At 66.2% G+C, this 18,334-nt stretch carries 16 protein-coding genes; 7 read left to right on the forward strand and 9 right to left on the reverse strand.

The features are described from left to right. The first annotated feature begins 33 nt into the window (after positions 1-33). Positions 34-2,076 (forward strand): NAD(+) synthase, encoded by a 2,043-nt coding sequence (locus LMQ14_RS08770; RefSeq protein WP_267734363.1) that lies wholly within the window; start codon positions 34-36, stop codon positions 2,074-2,076. Positions 2,077-2,170: 94 nt separating this feature from the next. Here the strand turns inward: LMQ14_RS08770 and LMQ14_RS08775 are convergent, their stop codons facing one another. From LMQ14_RS08775 to LMQ14_RS08800, 6 genes are all read right to left on the reverse strand, one after another. Beyond that, entirely contained in the window at positions 2,171-2,578 is a 408-nt protein-coding gene (locus LMQ14_RS08775) for a hypothetical protein (protein ID WP_267734364.1), read from the reverse strand. Positions 2,579-2,704: 126 nt separating this feature from the next. Continuing rightward, a complete protein-coding gene (locus LMQ14_RS08780) occupies positions 2,705-3,250 on the reverse strand; it encodes a YbhB/YbcL family Raf kinase inhibitor-like protein (RefSeq protein ID WP_267734365.1) in 546 nt (181 codons plus the stop codon). Continuing rightward, complete coding sequence (locus tag LMQ14_RS08785; protein WP_267734366.1) at positions 3,250-3,810, reverse strand: 3-isopropylmalate dehydratase; 561 nt, start codon at positions 3,808-3,810, stop codon at positions 3,250-3,252. Before LMQ14_RS08785 ends, LMQ14_RS08780 begins: the two co-directional genes overlap by 1 nt. Beyond that, on the reverse strand, positions 3,807-5,054 hold the full coding sequence (locus LMQ14_RS08790) for a 3-isopropylmalate dehydratase large subunit (protein WP_267734367.1): 1,248 nt from the start codon (positions 5,052-5,054) through the stop codon (positions 3,807-3,809). Before LMQ14_RS08790 ends, LMQ14_RS08785 begins: the two co-directional genes overlap by 4 nt. Then, positions 5,045-5,929 carry an isocitrate lyase/PEP mutase family protein gene (locus LMQ14_RS08795; protein ID WP_267734368.1) on the reverse strand — a complete coding sequence of 295 codons (885 nt, stop codon included), beginning with the start codon at positions 5,927-5,929 and terminating at the stop codon, positions 5,045-5,047. Before LMQ14_RS08795 ends, LMQ14_RS08790 begins: the two co-directional genes overlap by 10 nt. A gap of 10 nt (positions 5,930-5,939) precedes the next feature. Beyond that, positions 5,940-7,370 carry an MmgE/PrpD family protein gene (locus tag LMQ14_RS08800; protein ID WP_267734369.1) on the reverse strand — a complete coding sequence of 477 codons (1,431 nt, stop codon included), beginning with the start codon at positions 7,368-7,370 and terminating at the stop codon, positions 5,940-5,942. 77 nt (positions 7,371-7,447) lie between these two features. Here LMQ14_RS08800 and LMQ14_RS08805 point away from each other — a divergent pair, with 77 nt between their 5' ends. Then, positions 7,448-8,266, forward strand: a complete 819-nt coding sequence (locus LMQ14_RS08805) for a GntR family transcriptional regulator (protein ID WP_267734370.1) — start codon at positions 7,448-7,450, stop codon at positions 8,264-8,266. On the opposite strand, the gene LMQ14_RS08810 is transcribed toward LMQ14_RS08805, so the two are convergent. Both LMQ14_RS08810 and LMQ14_RS08815 read right to left on the reverse strand, forming a co-directional pair. Then, positions 8,263-8,868, reverse strand: a complete 606-nt coding sequence (locus tag LMQ14_RS08810; RefSeq protein WP_267734371.1) for a methyltransferase family protein — start codon at positions 8,866-8,868, stop codon at positions 8,263-8,265. The two genes, LMQ14_RS08805 and LMQ14_RS08810, sit on opposite strands and share 4 nt — an antisense overlap. Continuing rightward, positions 8,865-9,743 (reverse strand): ribokinase, encoded by an 879-nt coding sequence (locus LMQ14_RS08815; RefSeq protein WP_267734372.1) that lies wholly within the window; start codon positions 9,741-9,743, stop codon positions 8,865-8,867. The genes LMQ14_RS08810 and LMQ14_RS08815 overlap by 4 nt, the downstream gene beginning before the upstream one ends. Positions 9,744-9,867: 124 nt before the next feature. Between LMQ14_RS08815 and LMQ14_RS08820 the strand changes: the two genes are divergently transcribed. From LMQ14_RS08820 to LMQ14_RS08840, 5 genes are read left to right on the forward strand one after another with little or no spacing between them, the layout of a single operon-like run. After that, on the forward strand, positions 9,868-12,081 hold the full coding sequence (locus LMQ14_RS08820; protein WP_420714625.1) for an adenylate/guanylate cyclase domain-containing protein: 2,214 nt from the start codon (positions 9,868-9,870) through the stop codon (positions 12,079-12,081). After that, positions 12,081-13,484 carry a mechanosensitive ion channel domain-containing protein gene (locus LMQ14_RS08825; protein WP_267734373.1) on the forward strand — a complete coding sequence of 468 codons (1,404 nt, stop codon included), beginning with the start codon at positions 12,081-12,083 and terminating at the stop codon, positions 13,482-13,484. Before LMQ14_RS08820 ends, LMQ14_RS08825 begins: the two co-directional genes overlap by 1 nt. 58 nt (positions 13,485-13,542) lie before the next feature. Next, positions 13,543-14,790 (forward strand): glutamate-5-semialdehyde dehydrogenase, encoded by a 1,248-nt coding sequence (locus LMQ14_RS08830; protein WP_267734374.1) that lies wholly within the window; start codon positions 13,543-13,545, stop codon positions 14,788-14,790. A gap of 38 nt (positions 14,791-14,828) precedes the next feature. Continuing rightward, entirely contained in the window at positions 14,829-15,704 is an 876-nt protein-coding gene (locus tag LMQ14_RS08835) for an AAA family ATPase (RefSeq protein ID WP_267734375.1), read from the forward strand. Further along, a complete protein-coding gene (locus LMQ14_RS08840) occupies positions 15,704-17,152 on the forward strand; it encodes a vWA domain-containing protein (RefSeq protein ID WP_267734376.1) in 1,449 nt (482 codons plus the stop codon). Before LMQ14_RS08835 ends, LMQ14_RS08840 begins: the two co-directional genes overlap by 1 nt. Here the strand turns inward: LMQ14_RS08840 and LMQ14_RS08845 are convergent, their stop codons facing one another. Next, positions 17,153-18,208, reverse strand: coding sequence for a class I SAM-dependent methyltransferase (locus LMQ14_RS08845; RefSeq protein WP_267734377.1), 1,056 nt, complete (start codon positions 18,206-18,208; stop codon positions 17,153-17,155). Positions 18,209-18,334 lie beyond the last annotated feature (126 nt).

The following is an 18,334-nucleotide window of genomic DNA, read 5'->3' on the forward strand; positions in this document are numbered from 1 at the left end:
TATTCACACTGGTCGGGCGACAATGGAAGGGCCATGGACTTTTACAACAGCTACAGCCAGGGTTTTGTCCGGGTCGCCGCGTGCACGCACCACACCTCGCTGGGCGACCCGGCGGCCAATGCTGCCTCGGTGTTGAGGTTGGCCGGTGAGTGCCACGACGAGGGTGTCGCCCTGGTCGTCTTTCCGGAATTGACGCTGTCCGGCTACTCGATCGAGGACATCGTCCTGCAAGACCTCTTGCTCGACGACGTCGAAACCGCCCTCGCGGATGTCGTCGCCGCATCGACCGATCTGCTGCCCATCCTGGTGGTCGGCGCGCCGCTGCGCTACCGGCAGCGCATCTACAACACCGCGGTCGTCATTCACCGCGGCGTGGTGCTCGGGGTGGCGCCCAAGTCGTATCTGCCCACGTATCGCGAGTTCTACGAGCACCGCCAAGTCGCCCCCGGTGACGACGAGCACGGCATCATCCGCATCGGCGACATCGAGGCGCCGTTTGGTCCGGATCTGCTGTTCGCGGCCTCCGATTTTCCCGATTTCGTGCTGCACGTCGAAATCTGCGAGGACATGTTCGTGCCGATTCCGCCGAGCGCGGAAGCGGCGCTGGGCGGTGCGACGGTGCTGGCGAACCTGTCCGGCAGCCCGATCACGATCGGGCGGGCCGAGGATCGTCGGCTGCTGGCCCGCTCGGCATCGTCACGATGCCTGGCCGCCTACATCTATGCCGCCGCGGGGGAGGGCGAGTCGACCACCGACCTGGCGTGGGACGGGCAGACCATGATCTTCGAAAACGGTGTGCTGCTGGCCGAATCCGAGCGCTTCCCCAAGGGGGAGCGCCGTTCGGTGGCCGACGTCGACACGGGGTTGCTGCGTTCGGAGCGGCTGCGGATGGGTACCTTCGACGACAACCGGCGCCATCACCGGCCGTTGACGGAGTCGTTCCGGCGCATCGAGTTTCGGCTTGATCCGCCTGCCGGCGACATCGGACTACGGCGGACGATCGAGCGTTTTCCGTTCGTCCCCGCCGATCCACAACGGCTGCAACAGGATTGCTACGAGGCCTATAACATCCAGGTGTCCGGGCTCGAACAGCGATTGCGTGCGCTGAACTATCCCAAGGTCGTCATCGGGGTGTCCGGTGGGCTGGACTCGACGCACGCGCTGATCGTCGCCGCGCACGCGATGGACCGCGAGAACCGGCCGCGCAGCGACATTCTGGCGTTCACTTTGCCGGGCTTTGCGACGGGCGAACGCACCAAACGCAACGCGATCGAGCTGGGCCGCGCGCTCGGGGTGACCTTCGCCGAGATCGACATCCGCGACACCGCGGAGCTGATGCTCAAGGAGATGGATCACCCGTTCTCCCGCGGCGAGAAGGCCTACGACGTCACCTTCGAGAACGTCCAGGCCGGCCTGCGCACCGATTACCTGTTCCGGCTGGCCAATCAGCGCGGCGGCATCGTGCTGGGTACCGGCGATCTCTCCGAGCTGGGCCTGGGATGGTCGACATACGGTGTCGGCGACCAGATGTCGCACTACAACGTCAACGCGGGCGTGCCCAAGACGCTGATTCAGCACCTGATCCGCTGGGTCATCGCGTCGGGGCAGTTCGAGTCCGACGTCGACGCGGTGCTGCAGTCGGTGCTCGACACCGAGATCACTCCCGAACTCATTCCCGCCGGTGCGGAAGAGGAGCTGCAGAGCAGCGAGGCCAAGGTCGGACCCTATGCTCTGCAGGACTTTTCGCTGTTCCACGTGCTGCGCTACGGATTCCGGCCGTCGAAGATCGCGTTCCTGGCCTGGCATGCGTGGAACGACCCCGAGCAGGGCAACTGGCCGGCCGGATTCCCCGCGGACAAGCGGCCGTCGTATCAGCTGAAGGAGATCCGGCACTGGTTGCAGATCTTCGTGCAGCGGTTCTACTCGTTCAGTCAGTTCAAACGCTCGGCATTGCCCAACGGCCCGAAGGTGTCCTACGGCGGCGCGCTGTCGCCGCGCGGCGACTGGCGCGCCCCGTCGGACATGTCCGCGCGCATCTGGCTCGACGAGATCGACCGCGAGATACCCGAGGACTGACGCCGCTCGAGCCCGATCGCCGCGAGCGTAGCGCCAGGGCGAGAAATCGGCCGAGAATTCGCCGCAGCGTTACGCTCGCGAACAGCTATCGGGCTTACGTCCTGGCGCGGCGCCAGCCCTGGTACTGCAGCTCCGCGAAGAACAGCGTGTAGATGCCCGATCCCAAGGTGGCGACCACACCGGTGGCGGTCAACGGGAAGACATCGGCGAGCACCAGGACGACGGCGGCCACCGTGTAGAGCAGGTTGCCGAGCACGACGGCCATGCCGGCGCGGCGCACCGACGGTAGCGATGCCAGCCAGAGCACCAGCACGCCATAGGCGATAAAGAATGCGGCCATGCCGTACTCGAATGCTTTCGTGGTGCCGGATGTCGTGGCCAGCCAACCGGCCAGCGGGACGCCGGCCAGGCCGGCCAGACCGGTGATGGCGGCGTCGGCGCGCATCGCGAGGCGCAGCAAACCGTCGCGCGTGCGGTTGCGGTCAAGAGTGGTGGCGGACATGACTTTCCCTTCTGGTTGGGTGCTATCGATGCCACTGACGTTTCTCGGAAAGCACTGCCAGATCGACGCCAGGCGCTGCCAACTACTGCCAACCGCAGGTCAGCGGGTTGCGGAGGGTGCGCGGGCCTAGCGCTCGTAGGTACCGGTCAGTGTGCCGCGGGCGAGCACGTGTCCGGCCATGGCGGCCAGCAGAGCCTTTGCGGTGGCGACGTCTTCCGGGACCGGCGTATCGATCGCGAACACGTGGAAGCGGTAGCGGTGCGGTCCGTGCCCGGGGATCGGTCGCGGGCCGGCATAGCCGCGATGCCCCAGATCCGCACGGATAAACCGTATCCCCGGTGTGCTGGGCCGCAACGCGCCCGCCGCCACGTGGTCCACCGTCGGTTCGATCACCGCGACCGTGTGCAGCAGCGGACGGGGGAGCGGAACGTCGACGTCGTCGATGATCAGGACCGTCTGCCGGGTCTGCGGTGGCACCCCTTCCCAGCGCAGGTGCGGCGAGGTGTTGTCACCCACACCTTTTCCCGCACTCGAGGACGGCATCGCGGCGCCGTCGGCGAACGCCGCGCTGGTGACCGTGATGGATTCGGGCGCATCAAAGTCAGCACCGGACAACGGGCCTCGCTGTGCACCGGCGCGGACGCCGCGCAGCAGCCTGCCCAGCAGCGCCATCAGGCGCCGCTTCCCGCGCCGCGCATGGCGACCGCGCTGGAGCGCAACAGGTCGCCGAGCTCGGCGGGCAGATATCCCTGCGCCGCGAGCCGGGGCATGACGCCACCGCTTTCGATGATCTCGAGAATCAGGTCGGGCAGCCGAGGAACCGTCCCCGACTCTCCGGTGCTGTCATTGCGCCAGCCGCCCTCGGTCAGGTTGAAGGTTCCGGTATCGCCCTCACTGAATATTGTGGTGGCGTTGGGCACGGTGATCGCCGGCAGCCCGGCGTTCACGGCGTTGCGGAAAAACAGCGAATTGAATTCCTCGGCGACGAGCCCGGCGACGCCCAGTTCAGTGAAAAGGGAAGCAACCGGCCGCGACGAACCGAGTCCGAAGTTCTTGCCGGCCAGCACGATATCGCCCGGTGAAACCTGATCGGTCCAGCCCGGTCGGACCTCGTAGAAGATATGTTTGGCCGCTTCGGGCGGATCCATTTTCATCGCGAAGGCGGGGTACATGGCGTCGGTATTGAGGTTGTCACCGAACGCCCAGACCTTGCCGGAGAAGCACACCGTCATGCCGCCACACTCCTTGGGTCGGTGATGTACCCGGTGATCGCCGACGCGGCAACGGTCGCCGGTGAGGCCATGAAGATCTCCGCCTCGGTACTGCCCATCCGTCCGGTGAAGTTGCGCGTGCTGGACGTGATGCACACCTCGCCGGGCCCGATGACCCCCATGTGGTAGCCGAAACACGCGCCGCACGTCGAATTGGTGACGACGCCACCCGCATCGGCGATGTCCTGCAAATAGCCCAACCGCATGGCTTGTCGGTACACCGCCTGCGAGGCCGGCGTCACGAGCAACCGCACCCCCGGGGCAACGGTCTTGCCGCGCAACACCCGTGCGGCGATCTCGAGGTCCTCGAGTTGACCGTTCGCGCACGACCCGATGAACGCCTGGTCCACCTTCTGTCTGCCCAACTGCGAGACGGGCAGCCCGTTGCGGCTGACCGTGCCCGGCCGCGCCACGTAGGGTTCCAGGGCGGACAGGTCGATGTGCCGCACGTCGTGATACGTGGCGTCGGGATCCGGTGCCGCCGAGTCGTATCCGGTGACGCCGGCGTCGTCGAGGAATCGGGCCAGCACGTCGTCGGCGTCGAAGGTGCTGAAATCGGCCGACACCTCGGCGCCCTGAGTCGCGATGGTGCGCCGGTCGTGCATCGGGATGCCGGCCAGGCCCGGGCCGCCGAATTCCAGGTTCAGATTGGCGGCGTCACCGTACTCGTTGGCGATGTGCAAGAAGATGTCCTTGCCGCTCACCGAGTTTGGCTTGACGCCGTCGAGCTGGTAGCGGACCGTCGGCGCGACCTGGAACCAGGTGGTGCCGGTGCACATGATCGAGTAGATCTCGGCGGGGCCCAGTCCACGGGCGGCGGTGTTGTAGGCGCCGGCGGCGCAGGTGTGAGAGTCGGTGCAGGCCAAGACTTCCCCCGGTCGGGCCAGGCCGTTCTCGGCGATGACCTGATGGCAGATGCCGTGCCGGCCGACATCGTAGAAGCGTTCGATGCCGAAGTCGGCCACGAACTTGCGGGCATGCGGGCCGCCGGCGGCATCCTTGATGGTCGGTGCGGGCACTGCGTGGTCCATGACGACCGCCAGCTTGTCGGGGTCGTGAATCCGGTTGGGTTGGATCCACATGGTGGCGAATTGCAGATCGATCAGCACGGTCATATCGACGTCCACGACGACGGTGTCGCCGGGCGACACGGAGTTCAGTCCGGCTTTGCGGGCAAAGATCTTTTCGATGATCGTCATGCCCATGAGGCGTCCTTAGCTGCGTACCTAGTGTCGAGCTCGAGCCACTCGGACATGCCGACCAGATTGAAGAAGTCGGCGGGGCCGGTGGGCAGATGGGTTGCAACGTCGCTGCCGTTGAGCTGGCAAAGGCTTTGCAGCATACCGAATGTCGCTTGCATCAGCAGGTTGCTGGGGTGGATCGCGATCGCGTAACCCAACTCCTGTAGTCGCGACGCCGATTCCAGCGGCGTCAGCCCGCCCAGCACCAGATTGATCAGCAGGGGAGCGTCGACCTCGCGCGCGATGCGCTCGACCTCCTGCTCGTCCTGCGGCGCCTCGACGAAGATGATGTCCGCCCCCGCTTCGGCATAACGATTCGCTCGCTCGATCGCCGCGTCCAGCCCGAGCGGGGCGCGGGCGTCGGTGCGGGCCACGACGAGGAGGCCGTCGTCGGACCTGGCGTCCAGCGCGGCCGCGAGCGTCTGTTCGAACACCGCGGCGTCGACGACCTGCTTGTCGGGTAGATGGCCGCAGCGCTTGGGAAACACCTGGTCTTCCAACTGGATTGCGGCCACTCCCGCCGCCTCGTAAGAGCGCACGGTGCGTACCACGTTCATCGGTGCGCCGTAGCCGGTGTCGGCGTCGGCGATCAACGGGATATCGCCCAACGCGCCGGCGATCATCCGGACCCGGTCGGCCATTTCGGTCGCGGTGACCAACCCGATGTCGGGCAGGCCGAACCCCGAAGCGGCGACACCCGCGCCGGTCATATACGCCGCGACGTGCCCGGTGCGTTTGGTCAGCTGTGCGGAGATGCCGTCGAAAACCCCTGGCGCGACGATGAGTTCGCGCTCGTCCAACAGCTCTCGCAGCCGTTGCCGGGCCGGTGTGCTGGTCATGTCCGTCCTTTCAGTCCAGGGCGCCCGCGACGGGCGCGGCGAGCAGATCGGTCAGGTCGCCGATGTCGTCCAGGTTTTCCAGACCGACCACCGCGCGCTCGATCGCGTCGGCACGGCCCCGGCTGGTCACCCGATCGGCGAGGGAATGAAACTTCGCGACGAGCTCGTCATTGGTGACCGGGTCGGTCGGTGCGCCGTGGGGTAGGTCGACGCGAGCGCGGTGCACCGCGGCGTCACGGGTGGTCACCGTCACGTCGGTGCGGAACCGCTCGGTGATGGGCGCGTTGGCCAATGACTCGTCGAGGTGTACCGACGTGTTGGCGATCAGGGACCAGATGTCGTCGGAGTCCAGCCGGGCTGCGGTGAACTGCTCGGGCAGCACGTTGCCGTCCAGCAGTGCCGCGGCGGTGGCGTACCCAATATTCATCTGGGCGCCGATCGGCGTGAGCGGGCGCTCCGGAACCCACCAGCCGTGCTTGTAGACGGTCTCGCCGACGGTGATGTCGACCTTCGAGATGTCCTCGGGTGCAAACGAACTCCGCAATTGCCGGGCCGCGTCGATCGCGGCGTGCAGGCCGCCCATCGCGGCGTAGGACTTGACCATGATGACCGTGATCTCCCAGCGCTGGCCGAGCTGGCCGGTCAACGGCGCGGCGTCTGGATCGTGGCCCTCGCCGAAAACGCTGAGGAATCCGCCGTATTCACGCTCGAACACCCGCTTGATGCCGGTGTAACCGGCGGCGGCGAGCCCGGCCGCGTAGAAGCCGTTGCGTGCCGCCAGGCCGTGGTGCATGCGCTTGCTCATCGCCTCGTACTGCGCGGCCATCAGCCCCGCCGACTGAGTGCCGGCCAATCCGAGGGCGTCTTCGAGTTGTGCGGGGGACAGGCCGCGCAGCTTGCCCGAGGCCATGGCCGCCGAGTGCGTGCCAAAGACCGATCCCGAGTGCCAGCCGCGATCGAGCATCTGCGTTCCGTGCAACGTGTAGCCGACGCGCGGACCCACTTCGAAGCCGGCGATCGCCCCGAGCAGGAGTTCGGCACCCGTCGTCGAATGTGGCCGCACCGACGCCGTCGTGAGCAATGCCGGGATAAGCAACGAGCAGCTGTGCAGCGGCGCCAAAGGATGGAAGTCGTCGAGCTCGAAGCCCTGGATGAACGTGCCGTTGAGCACCGCGGCCGCGGGTGCCCCGGTGGTACGGCCGGTGCCGACCACCACGGTGTCGCCGGCGCCCTCCAGCCCCAGGATCGCGCCGGTGGCGACGCGGGACCATGGCAATTGAGCACCGACCAGCGCGCATCCCAGCCCGTCGAGCAGGAGATATTTCGCGCGCTCCACCACATCCGGCGGGACATCGTCGAGCGCGAGGCCGGCGACCCAGGTGGCCAATCGCCCGGTCGGGCCGGCCGGATCGGTGGCGACGTGTTGCTGCACCGCGGTCATCGGATCTCCCCAGAGTAGATCAGTTGTTATATATCTATAACAACTGATGCTCAGGCGCAAGGGGACGATGTGGGAGCATGACCACCATGCGGGAGGCCAACGCCGAAAGCAGTCCGGTATCCGCCGGCGCCGGGGTGCCGCTGCACCGGCAACTCTTTTTGGTGTTGCACGACGAGATCGACCGCGGCGTGCTGGCTCCCGGCGACGGGTTGCCCACCGAGCAGACGTTGTGCGATCAATTCGGCGTTTCGCGCATCACGGTTCGTCGCGCGCTGGCCGACCTGGCCGACCAGGGATACATCGAGCGCCGCCAGGGTGTCGGCTCGTTCGTGCGGGAGCACGCCCCGGGCGACCCGCCGGCGGCGGGCGGTTCCTATATGGACGGGCTGCGCCAGGCACAGTTCGAGACCGAGGTCGACGTGCTCGAACTCGACTCGCATCGTCGCCCTGCGCGGGCCGTCGCCGACGCGCTCGAGACGTCGGGCGAGCTGCTGCACATCGTGCGGGTGCGCCGCCAGCGCCGCACCGGTGAACCGTTGATGGTCACCGAAGCTTGGCTGCCAAACGAATTGGCGGACACGTTGACCGAGCCGGCATTGCGGCGCGAGCCGCTTTACGAACTGCTTGCGAAGGAGGGGATCGTGGTGCAGCGGATGCGACACGAGATCACTGCCGAGATCGCGGGCCCGCGCTACGCGCGCCTGCTCGACACCGCGATCGGCGCCGCGCTGCTACGGGTCAACCGCCTCGCGTTCGTGGCGGACCGGCCGCATCACTACCTGTCGATTCTGTTGTCGCCGAACCGCAGTCGGGTGTTGATGAGTCAGTCGGCGGCCGAGCTGGAAACCGGTGATGGCTTGGCGATCGCCCACGACGTGCGCCGAGACTCGCGCTAACGAATCAGTCCGACGCCCGGGATGAAGCGGCCGACGGCTGCCGCGTAGGCCCGGTAGGCATCGCCGTGGGCGCGCAACAGGTGCGGCTCCTCGACACGGCGTACTTGCAGCTCGACGGTGACGACAAGCAGGATAAAGCCAGCGCAGGCAACGAGATTCGGTGTTACCAGTGCGATCCCGAAACCGAACGTGAACATGGCGGTGTAGATCGGGTTGCGCACTTGCCCGAACACGCCGGTGTTCACCAGCGTGGTGGTCTCCCGTTCGTCCACCCCGATCCGCCAAGAATCACCCATCTCGAGTTGCGCGTACACCGTTGCCGCGATGCCGGTCATCGCGATCGCGATACCGGCGACCTGGATCCAGGCGGAGCTCAACGCGGCCAACGGGGCAACGACGTTGCAAAGCTGCAGGATTGGAGCGCTCACCGCGACGAGCAGCGCGAACACGAAGCCGCCGCCCGCGATCCAGTGTATGGCCCCACCTCTGACCCGGCGAAAGCCGGTGGACCCGGTGCGGCGGTATTGCAGCCAACTGCGCCAACCGAATCCGAGCACCCCGAAAGCAGCGAAGAGCACCAGGGCGATGGCGGCGGTGTTCATCGCGCGGGGTCGGGCACTGCCGCGTCGATGGCGTCGGAATCCGGTGCGCAGTCGCCGGCTCCGGGCACCAGTGTCGACAGCGCGGCCGCGGTGCAGGCGCGCTGCAAGGCGGCCAGTCGCTCGGCCCGCGAACCCGGGCCGCATGGCCAATGTGCCGCCAGCACTCCGGCGAAGACGTCGCCGGCGCCGGTGGTGTCGGCCGCGTTGACGGTGGGTGCGGGTACCCAGAGTTCGTCGTCGGGACTCAGGTAGCGGGCGCCGCGGGCACCGAGCGTGGTCACCAAATAGGTTGGCCGCCAGGGCAATTCCTCGGCTTCGGCTTCGTTGGTGATCACCACGTCCGCGAGCTGCGCCAGTTCGGCCAGGGCGCTTCGCTGCTGGTGGCGTGGTGAGGCGTTGACGATGACGATCGCTCCGGCCGTTTTGGCCTCGCGTGCCGCGGCCGTCGCGGTCGCGATCGGAATCTCCAACTGGGTCAACAACACATCGCAGTCGGCGACCGCCCGGGTGGCCGCGGGGGTCAGGGTCAACTGCCCGTTGGCGCCCGGCGCCACCACGATGGTGTTCTCGGCGCCGGCATCCACCACGATGATCGCCGTACCACTGGGTCCGGGCACGGCCACGGTCGCGTCCAGCCCAACGCCGTTGGCCGCCAGGTGCGCCCGCAGCGGTTCGGCCGCGGCGTCGTCGCCGACCGCGCCGACGAATTGCACCTGCGCCCCCGCGCGTGCCGCGGCCACGGCCTGGTTGCCACCCTTGCCGCCGGGTGCGCAATTCAATGACGACGCGAGCACGGTCTCGCCCGGGCGGGGAAGGGCGGCCACGTCGCAGGTGATGTCCATGTTCACGCTGCCCACGACGCAGACTCGAGCCATCTCGCCAACGCTAGTCGCGTCCGGCGTGCCTTTTGCAGGCAATCGCATGGCTCAAACGCCAATTTTGTGATGTCCGCGCGCTAGTGTGCTGCGTGAGCAGCGCCTCTTTGGGAAGGGGAAGCGAGTGACATCGAGTGAGCTGGCCGGCGCCGAATCGACCGCCGAATCCGTCCCGGCCGAAGAGGCAGCGACTCAAGGCAGAGAGCCGCGCAGTATTGCGAGGTTTCGCCGTCGGCGCGTTTTCCGGGTAGGCATCCAGTCCAAGCTGTTGATGACGCTCTTGATCTGCAGCATCTTCTCGGTGGCCGTCGTTGGCCTGATCGGGGCGCTCACCGGGCGCAGTGCGCTGCGGCAGGTCGAGGCCGAGCGGCTGATCGAGTTGCGCGAATCGCAGAAGCGGCAGTTGGACGCGCTGTTCAAGCAAATGACGAATTCGCTCGTCGTCTACAGCGGCGGGTTCAGCGTTGTTCAGGCGATGGAGGCGTTCACCACCGGCTTCAGTCAATTGGGCAACGCGACGATCAGTCCCGCGCAACAGCAGTCGCTCGTCAACTACTACGACAACCAGATGATCAAACCGATCAAACGGATCACCGGTGAAACGATCGATATCAATGCGGTGCTGCCGAGTTCGAACGCGCAGAAATATCTTCAGGCGAATTACACCGCGCCGCCCAGGCCCGGCCCCGACGGGTTGCCCGTCGTGGATGCGGGCGACGGCAGCGCCTGGACGGCGGCCAACGCCCGCTTCGATTTCTACATGCGCGGAATCGTCACCCGCTTCGACTATCGGGACGTGCTGTTGCTCGACAACCAGGGCAATGTCGTCTATTCCGTGGCCAAGGGCCCCGACCTGGGCACCAATGTCTTCACCGGCCCGTATCGCGAATCCAATCTGCGCGATGCATTCCAAAAGGCGTTGCGCTCCAACGACGTCGACTTCGTCTGGATCACCGACTTCCAGACGTATCAACCGGCACTGGACGCCCCCACCGGTTGGGTGGTGTCGCCGATCGGCATGAACGGCAAGGTCGACGGCGTGATGGCGTGGCCGCTGCCAACTCCAAAGATCAACAAGATCATGACCGCCGACAAGCAGTGGGACGCCGCCGGCATGGGCCCGTCGACCGAGTCGTATTTGGTGGGCCCCGACGGCTTGATGCGGTCCGATTCCCGAGAATTCCTCGAGGATCCGGAGGCATATCGTCGCGATGCCATCGCTGCCGGAACTGCGCCCGACGTGGTGAACAGGGCGATCCAGTTGGGCACCACGATCCTCGTTCAGCCGGCCCAAACCAAGGGTTTTCTAGCCTCCCAACGCGGCCAGACCGGAACCGTCACCGCCACCGATTACACGGGCAATAGCGAGATGGAGGCCTATACGCCGTTGACGGTGCCGAATTCCGATCTGCATTGGTCGATTCTGGTGACGCGCGACGACTCCGATGCTTTTGCGCGGCTGGGCAGATTCAGCCAGACATTGGTGGTCGGCGTCGCCTCGATGATCTTCATCGTGTGTGTCGCCTCGATGGTGCTTGCCCAGATCATGCTGCGGCCGGTCCGGCGGCTCCAGGCCGGGACGCAGAAGATCAGCTCCGGTGACTACGAAGTCAGCATCCCGGTACGGTCCCGCGACGAAATCGGGGACCTCACTCAGGCTTTCAACGAGATGAGCCGGAATCTGGCGATCAAGGACGAGCTGCTCAACGAGCAGCGGAAGGAAAACAACCGCCTTTTGCTGGCACTCATGCCGGAGTCGGTGGCGCAACGGTATCGCGAGGGCCAGGAGACCATCGCGCAAAAGCACCAGGATGTGGCCATCATCTTCGCCGATATCGTTGGGCTGGACGAGATTTCGATCGACCTGTCCGGCAACGAACTGGTGGAAATCGTCGACGGACTATTCCGGCAGTTCGACGCGGCAGCCGAAGCCCTTGGCGTCGAACGGATTCGCACCTTCCACAACGGCTACCTCGCCAGCTGCGGGGTCGTCACCCCGCGACTGGACAGCATTTACCGAAGCCTGGACTTCGCTCTGGAGATGCGTCAGATCATCGAGCGGTTCAACAGTCAAACCTCACACGAGCTGAAGCTCCGCGTCGGCATCAACACCGGCAACGTGACCAGCGGACTGGTGGGACGATCAAGTCTCGTCTATGACATGTGGGGCGGCGCGGTAAGCCTGGCCTACCAAATGCACAGTGGCGCACCGCAGCCCGGCATCTACGTCACCTCGAGTGTGTACGAGGCAATGCGGGATGTCCGGCAATTCACGCCGGCCGGCACGATCTCGGTCGGCGGAACAGATCAGCCGATCTATCGGTTGTCGGAGCGGTAATGAACGCATTCCACTCGTCGTGGTTCTACTGGGCAATCGGCGTAGCGATCGGATTTCCGGTCACGCTGATCCTGCTTACCGAGCTGCACCACGCGCTCCTTCGCCGAAACAATCGCCTGGCCAAGCAGGTCAGCCTGCTACGCAACTTCCTGCTGCCGCTGGGCGCGCTGTTGCTGCTGCTCGTCAACGCCGCGCAGATCTCGTCCGGAGACGGCGTGGTGCGCATCCTGTCCACGCTGTTCGGCTTCCTGGTGTTGGTCATGTTGCTGTCCGGGCTCAACGCGACCGTATTTGAGGGCGCACCCCAAGACAGCTGGCGCAAGCGACTACCCACGATTTTCCTCGACGTCACCCGATTCGTCCTGATCGGCGTCGGCCTGGCCGTCATCTTGTCCGTCATTTGGGGTGTGCGGGTCGGTGGTCTGTTCACCGCGCTGGGCGTGACGTCGGTCGTGCTCGGTTTGATGCTGCAGAATTCCGTAGGCCAGATCGTGTCGGGCCTGTTCATGTTGTTCGAACAGCCCTTCCGCATCGACGATTGGCTCGACGCGTCCAATGAGCGCGGGCGCGTCATCGAGGTGAACTGGCGGGCGGTCCACATCCAAACCGGCAGTGGAATACGGGTCGTGCCGAACTCGATGCTGGCCAGTACCTCGTTCACGAACCTCAGTCGCCCGCCCGGGACGCACAAGCTGTCGATCAAGACGACGTTTGCGGCCGCGGACCCACCCGATCGAGTCTGTGCAATGTTGACTCGGGTCGCCTCTGAGCTGCCGCAACTCAAGACGGGCAGCGTTCCCCGTTCGGTCCCGGTCGGCAAGGGCGAGTACGCCACGAGTATCGGGCTGAACTCGCCCGCCGAGGATGGCGGCGCGCGATCAACCTTTCTGCGCTGGATCTGGTACGCCGCACGGCGGGAAGAACTGCACCTCGACGACGCCGACGACGACTATTCGACCAGGGAACGGGTCGAAGACGCGTTGCGATCCGTGGTGGCGCCGGCGTTGCGGCTCAGCGTTGCCGATCAGCAGTCGCTGCACTCCTCGGCGCGCATCGTCCTCTACGGCGCCGATGAAATTGTCGAGTACGCCGGGCAGGTGCCGGCCGGGATGACGTTCGTGATCGCCGGGCGGGTGCAGATGATGGCGACGGCCGAGGACGGGTCGGTGGTGCCGATCAACACGCTGGAGGCGGGCTCCTTCCTGGGCCTGACCGCGCTCACCCGGCAACCGAACCTCGCGAGCGCGTACGCCTTGGAAGAGGTCACCGCGTTGATTATCGATCGCGAACACCTCGAGCACCTCGTGATGCGTGAACCGTTGCTGCTACAGGACTTTGGCAACATCCTGGAAGAGCGGCAAAGCAAAGTGCGGCAAGCCGAGCGTGGTGAGCGCGTCGGGTGAGCCCGACCGCCACCCAGGCCGACTTACCTGGCTGGCTCAAGCCCGTTACCCTGGATCAATGAGTCTGCAAGCGCCATCGCGTCCTGGCCTGCGTCAGGAGGTCCACAACGCCGCCCGCCGCGCCCGCGCCGCGTCCCGTGCGCTGGCGTTGTTGCCGACGGTTGCCAAGGACCAGGCGCTGCAGTCCGCGGCCGAAGCGATCATCGCCAACACCAGGCAGATCCTGGCCGCCAACGCCGAAGATCTGAAGGCCGCCCGGACCGCGGGGACACCCAACGCGATGCTCGACCGGTTGGCGTTGGACCCCAAGCGGGTGGACGGAATCGCCGCTGGTCTGCGCCAGGTTGCGGGGCTCCCCGACCCGGTCGGCGAGGTCCTGCGCGGTTACACGTTGCCCAATGGGCTGCAATTGCGTCAGCAGCGGGTTCCGCTCGGCGTGATCGGCATGATCTACGAGGGCCGGCCCAATGTCACCGTCGACGCCTTCGGGCTGGCGCTCAAGTCCGGCAATGCCGTGCTGCTGCGGGGCAGTTCATCGGCGGCGCGATCCAACCAGGCACTGGTCGATGCGCTGCGGGCATCACTGGTCAGCGAGGACTTGCCCGCCGACGCGGTCCAGCTGCTCTCGGCCGATGACCGGTCTACGGTCACCCACCTGATCCAGGCGCGCGGCCTGGTCGATGTCGTGATCCCGCGCGGGGGAGCGAGCCTGATCGACGCGGTGGTCCGCGACGCCCAGGTGCCCACCATCGAGACCGGTGTCGGCAACTGTCACGTCTACGTGGACGGCGGCGCTGACCTGGATGTGGCGGAACGGGTTCTGCTGAACTCCAAGACCCGGCGGCCCAGCGTGTGCAATGCGGCCGAGACGCTGTTGGTCGACGCCGCGATTGCCGCAAACGCGGTGCCCCGGCTGGTATCGGCCCTGCAAGACGCCGGTGTGACGGTGCATCTTGACCCGGACGAGGACAACTTGCGCCGCGAGTACTTGTCGATGGACATCGCGGTGGCGGTGGTCGACGGCGTCGACGCCGCGATCGCCCACATCAACGAATACGGCACCGGGCACACCGAGGCCATCGTGACTACTAATATGGCTGCGGCCCAACGATTTTCCGACGGGGTCGATGCGGCCGCGGTGATGGTCAACGCATCGACGTCGTTTACCGACGGCGAGCAATTCGGCTTCGGCGCCGAAATCGGCATCTCGACACAGAAGCTGCATGCCCGCGGTCCGATGGGCCTACCGGAACTGACCTCGACCAAATGGATTGCATGGGGTGACGGCCAGGTTCGTCCAACCTGACCCCGATCTACCAAAAGTGTTTTAGGAGAACTGAGATTGTGAGCGTGCCCGCCCGGCCCACCCCGCTGTTCGCGGACATCAGCGACGTCTCGCGGCGATTGGCCGAGACTGGTTATCTGCCCGACACGGCCACCGCGACGGCGGTGTTCCTCGCCGACCGGCTCGGCAAGCCGCTGCTGGTCGAGGGCCCCGCCGGCGTAGGCAAGACCGAGCTGGCTCGCGCGATCGCGCAGGCCACCGGGGCTGGCCTGGTTCGGCTGCAGTGCTACGAGGGTGTCGACGAGGCGCGCGCCCTGTACGAGTGGAACCACGCCAAGCAGATCCTGCGCATCCAGGCCGGCTCGGGCGACTGGGACCAGACCAAAGATGACGTGTTCAGCGAGGAGTTCCTGCTGCAGCGTCCGCTGCTGACCGCGATCCGGCGCACCGAGCCGACGGTGCTGCTGATCGACGAAACCGACAAGGCCGACATCGAAATCGAGGGTCTGCTGCTGGAGGTGCTCTCCGACTTCGCGGTGACCGTTCCCGAACTGGGCACGATCACCGCCGAGCGCACGCCGCTCGTCGTGCTGACGTCCAACGCCACCCGCGAACTGTCCGAGGCGCTCAAGCGTCGCTGCCTGTTCCTGCACATCGACTTCCCCAGCCCCGACCTGGAACGGCGGATCCTGTTGTCCCGGGTTCCCGAGCTGCCCGCGCATCTCGCCGAGGAGCTGGTGCGCATTATCGGCGTGATGCGCGGCATGCAGCTGAAGAAGGTGCCGTCCATCGCCGAGACCATCGACTGGGGCCGCACGCTGCTGGCCCTCGGGCTGGACACCATCGACGATGCGGTTGTTGCCCAGACGCTCGGCGTGGTCCTCAAACACCAATCCGATCAGCAACGCGCGGCCGGGGAACTGAGGCTGAACTAATGCCCCCTCGCCGCGTCCGCCCCACCAGGCCACTCGCCCCGCACGGGTTGCCGGGGCATTTGGTGGGATTCGTGGAAGCGCTTCGCGGAAGCGGAATTTCGGTGGGCCCGTCGGAGACGGTGGACGCCGGCCGGGTGATGGCCACCCTCGGCCTCAGTGACCGCGAGGTGCTGCGCGAAGGCATCGCGTGCGCGGTGCTGCGCCAGCCCGACCACCGCGAGACCTACGACGCGATGTTCGACTTGTGGTTCCCCGCGGCGATGGGTGCGCGCGCGGTCGTCGACGGCGACGACGGTGGGGCCGGCCAAGACAGCGACGCCCTGCCCGCCGACGACGTCGACGCGATGCGGCAGATGCTGCTGGACCTGCTGACCCAGAACGAAGATCTGGCCGACATGGACGAACGACTCGTCGCGATGATCGCGCGGATCGTGGAGGCCTACGGCAAATACAGTTCCAGCCGCGGCCCGTCGTTCTCGTCATATCAGGCACTCAAGGCGATGGCGCTGGACGAGCTAGAGGGCAAGCTGCTCGCGGGCCTGCTCGCCCCTTACGGCGACGAGCCGAGTCCCACGCAAGAACAGATCGCCAAAGCGCTTGCCGCGCAGCGGATTACCCAGCTTCGCAAGATGGTCGACGCCGAGACCAAGCGGCGCACCGCCGAGCAGCTCGGCCGCGATCACGTCCAGATGTACGGCATCCCGCAGCTTGCCGAGAACGTCGAGTTTCTGCGGGCCTCCGGTGACCAGTTGCGCCAGATGCAGCGCACCGTAGCGCCACTGGCCCGGACCTTGGCGACCCGGCTGGCGGCGCGGCGGCGGCGTAGCCGTGCCGGGACGATCGATCTGCGCAAGACGCTGCGCAAGTCGATGTCCACCGGCGGTGTGCCGATCGACGTGGTGCTGGCCAAACCCCGCCCGGCCCGCCCGGAACTCGTCGTGTTGTGCGACGTGTCCGGTTCGGTGGCCGGGTTCAGCCACTTCACCCTGCTGCTGGTACACGCACTGCGCCAACAGTTCTCACGCGTGCGGGTGTTCGCCTTCATCGACACCACCGACGAGGTGACCCACATGTTCGGGCCGGAATGCGATCTGGCCGTGGCGATCCAGCGGATCACCCGCGAAGCGGGCGTCTACAGCCGCGACGGCCACTCCGACTACGGCAATGCGTTCGTCTCGTTCGTCCAGGCCAATCCGCATGTGCTGTCGCCGCGCAGCTCCCTGCTGGTGCTCGGGGACGGGCGCACCAACTACCGCGACCCGGCCCTTGACGTGCTGTCCGACATGGTCACCGCCGCCCGGCACGCGCACTGGCTCAATCCCGAGCCCAGACACCTTTGGGGCAGCGGCGATTCGGCGGTGCCGCGCTACGAAGAAGTGATCACCATGCACGAATGCCGATCTGCCAAGCAGCTCGCCACGGTGATCGACCAACTTCTGCCGGTGTGATCACGTCGTCTTCCGATAGACGAGCCAGCGCATCTCGATCGGGCTCATCTCACGAACGATCGGAAAGGCGTTGATGCCACGGATCCAATCCGGGTACCACCGCGTGGGCGGCCAGGCGCCGTCCGGCAAGTGCGCTTTCTCGTAGGCGTACACCGCGTCGTCGGCGATCAGCTCGAACGGTAATCCGGTTGCCGCAGTGTCGATCTCGCCGCGTGTGAAAACGCCGGTGTGAAAATGCTGTCCGAACTCGCGCGCGGGCTGATCGAGCGCGTGCTCATGGGAAGCCAGAAACGTGTTGAACACCAGTCGCGCACCCGGCGCCAGGCAGCGGCCGGCAAGTTCGAAAAGAAGGCGCAGCTGCTGAGTCGATACGAAATCGGACACCACTTCGGAGAGCAGGATCAGCCGATAGTCCCGTCGGAGTTCGTCAATCATCGAGAACACATCACCGACGATGACTCGCACGTCGACGGATTGTGCTTCGGCGTCGGCGCGAATGACGTCGGCGAATTCTTCGGTCAACTCCACCGCGTCGACCGGGTGCCCGCGCCGCGCCAGGGCCAGGGCATTGCGCCCAATCCCCGCCCCGATATCGAGTACCGGATGCGTCGTGGGTTCGGTTGTCTGCTGAGCCAGCGTCCACACCCGGGCGTCCGGTTGCTTACCGAACAGCGATGGCCCGGGGCGGTACAGCCAGCGCGCGTAGTAGCGCTGCAGGGTCTGCGGGTGGGCGGTGATTTGCGACTGCACCGGGCGGCCGCGGAAAGCCGCGACCACCACCCGGACGATCGAACGCGTCGAAGCCGTATGGGCCTCGGCCAACCGTCGCGTGAGCCGTCGCCGGACACGAGCACGTTCGTCGTCGGACAGCTCCCTGCCGAGATCCGCACAGATCCGGACGCACACGGTCAGGTATTCGTCGAGCAGGCCCGGGATTGCCGGCAGGTCGACCGTTGCGGCGATGTCCCCGATGGTCGCCGCGTCGAGCAGTTGCCGGACGATCGATTCCCTGAGCAGCCGCGGCGCTTGCACCGATTCGGCTGGCCGACTGTCCACAGTGTTCTTCTACACGACCGGGTGTGGTCTCGGTCCGGCTCGGGTGCTGTTGGTCACAGCAGCCACACGAGTGGCTGCCCAGGGCGGGGCTCGCGGTGCCCGCCTTCGAGCGACAATGCCCGGGCG

The sequence above is a fragment of the Mycobacterium sp. Aquia_213 genome (assembly GCF_026625985.1).
Lineage (GTDB): Bacteria > Actinomycetota > Actinomycetes > Mycobacteriales > Mycobacteriaceae > Mycobacterium.